2 protein-coding genes and 1 pseudogene are annotated in these 2,236 nt (G+C 66.2%); all 3 read left to right on the top strand.

What is annotated here, in order from left to right; genetic code table 11:
- The coding region (gene hflK, locus GH737_RS14465; RefSeq protein ID WP_155265469.1) for an FtsH protease activity modulator HflK at positions 1–935 on the top strand (935 nt) is incomplete at its 5' end.
- The gene (gene hflC / locus GH737_RS14460) at positions 932–1,795 is read left to right on the top strand and encodes a protease modulator HflC (protein ID WP_155265468.1); all 864 of its coding nucleotides are present in this window, start codon (positions 932–934) and stop codon (positions 1,793–1,795) included. The genes hflK and hflC, both read left to right, overlap by 4 nt.
- Before the next feature lie 101 nt (positions 1,796–1,896).
- Positions 1,897–2,236, top strand: a pseudogene (locus tag GH737_RS15525) (protease); the annotation flags it as partial.

Genomic DNA, 2,236 nt, shown 5'->3' with positions numbered 1-2,236 from the left:
CCGCAAGCGGCCGGTCGGGCGTCGCCCCGCTCGAAGACCTCCTTCGCCGCGGGCGGATGCGCTTCCGCGGCGGCGGCGGCGGCCTTCCGGGGCGGCCCGACGGATCGCTGATCCTGTGGGCCGTGGTCGGCTTCATCGCCATCTGGCTGATTTTCACCAGCGTCCATTCGATCGCTCCGGGCGAGCGCGGCGTCGTCACGCGTTTCGGCCGTTACAGCGCCACCCTCGGCCCGGGTGTCGGGATCACCCTGCCCGCGCCCATAGATCGCGTGCGGAAGGTCGATGTCGAAAGCATCCGCAGCGTCGACCTCGGCTCGCAAAGCAGCGAAGACCTGATGCTCACCGGCGACCAGAACCTCCTCGACATCGCTTATTCGGTGCGCTGGAACGTCCGTACGCCGGAGCTCTATCTGTTCCAGCTCGCCCAGCCCGACGAGGCGATCCGCCAGGTCGCCGAAAGCGCGATGCGCGCCGTGGTCAGCCAGGTGTCGCTTCAGGACGCGATGGGCGACAAGCGCGGCGAGATCGAAGCGCAGGTGACCGACCGCATGCAGCGGATTCTCAATGCCTATCGGTCGGGCATTTTCGTTCAGGGCGTCGCGATCCAGCAGGCCGACCCTCCGGCCGAGGTCAACGACGCGTTCAAGGAAGTGACGGCCGCGCAGCAGGACGCCAAGTCGTACGTCAACCAGGCCAATGCCTATGCGCTCCAGCTCACGGCCAAGGCGCAGGGCGAAGCGGCGGCCTTCGACAAGGTCTATGAGCAGTACCGGCTGGCGCCCGAGGTGACCCGCCGGCGCATGTATTACGAGACGATGGAGCAGGTGCTCTCCAAGGTCGACAAGACGATCGTCGAGGCGCCGGGCGTCACGCCCTATCTTGCGCTCCCGCAAGTGCAGAAACAGCAGCAACAGCAGCGGGAGCGGCAGCAGTGACCGACTTCATCCGCCGCCGCCCGCTGGTCTCGGCGATCGTCGCCGTCCTCCTGCTCGTGCTGCTGCTCAGCAGCTTCCCGATCGTTCCCGAGACGAAGCAGGCCGTCGTCGTGCGCTTCGGCAAACCGGAGCGGATCCTCAACCGCTTCGAGCCGGGGCGCCCGATCGGCGCGGCTGGCGCGGGCCTGTCGTACCGCATTCCCTTCATCGATCAGATCGTGTGGATCGACAAGCGCGTCCTCGCCGTCGACATGGAGCCGCAGCCGGTGCTTTCGACCGACCAGCGGCGGCTGATGGTCGACGCCTTCGCACGCTACCGGATCGTCGATCCGCTGCTGATGTACATCCGCTCGCGCAGCGAGGAGAACCTCCGCAGCCAGCTCCAGACGATCCTCCGGTCGGAGGTGCGCAACGAGCTCGCGCAGCAGCAGTTCGTGGCCTTGCTGTCGCCCGAGCGGCAGGGGGTGATGGACGACGTCGGCAAATCGCTCAACGTCCAGGCCGCGAAGTTCGGGGTCGAGATCATCGACGTGCGGATCAAGAAGACCGACCTGCCCGACGGTACGCCGTTACAGTCGGCGTTCGAAAGCATGCGTACCGCGCGCCTCCAGGAGGCCCGCTCGATCCGCGCTCAGGGCGCCAAGCAGGCGCAGATCATCCGTGCCCAGGCGGATGCCGACGCTTCGAAAACCTATGCCGCCAGCTTCGGCAAGGACCCGCAATTCTACGATTTCTACCGCGCCATGCAGTCTTACCAGACGACCTTCGTCGGTGACGGCCAGGACAAGCCCGCCCCGACGAACATCATTCTGTCGCCGCAGAACGACTATCTGAAGGAATTCTCTGGACGCACCAAGTGAACTGGCGCGTTCAAATGGCGTTAATGGGCTAGGGACATTTACCGCCCTTGCGTCTCACACCAAATGATGGAGTATCGATGCGCTCGAAGGAGTCCGGAAAAGTGCGCTACGCCTACGGGGTCGCAATGGCCCTGCTGCTCGGGGGATCGGCTTTCTCGCTCGCCACGGGCCAGGCGGGAGCGCAGGTCCCGCAGAACGCACCCGGCACTTCGGCGCTGGCACCGCGCCCCGGCGCGCCGATGTCGTTCGCCGACCTCGTCGCCAAGCTCCAGCCGGCGGTGGTCAACATCTCGACCAAGCAGCGCGTGCCGGTTCGCTCGCAGCGAACCTCGACCTGCAGGTGGCGGGCGGCGGCGAACTTTCATGGCTGGACCTCATCGGCGACGACCTGCCGGCGCGCAAATTCTTCCGGCCGAAGGGCGAGATCAACTTCGGCTGGCA

This window comes from Sphingomonas segetis, assembly GCF_009720245.1.
GTDB classification, from domain to species: domain Bacteria; phylum Pseudomonadota; class Alphaproteobacteria; order Sphingomonadales; family Sphingomonadaceae; genus Sphingomicrobium; species Sphingomicrobium segetis.
The sequence above is the reverse complement of the archived record's forward strand: the minus strand, read 5'-3'. Positions and strand labels throughout refer to the sequence as shown.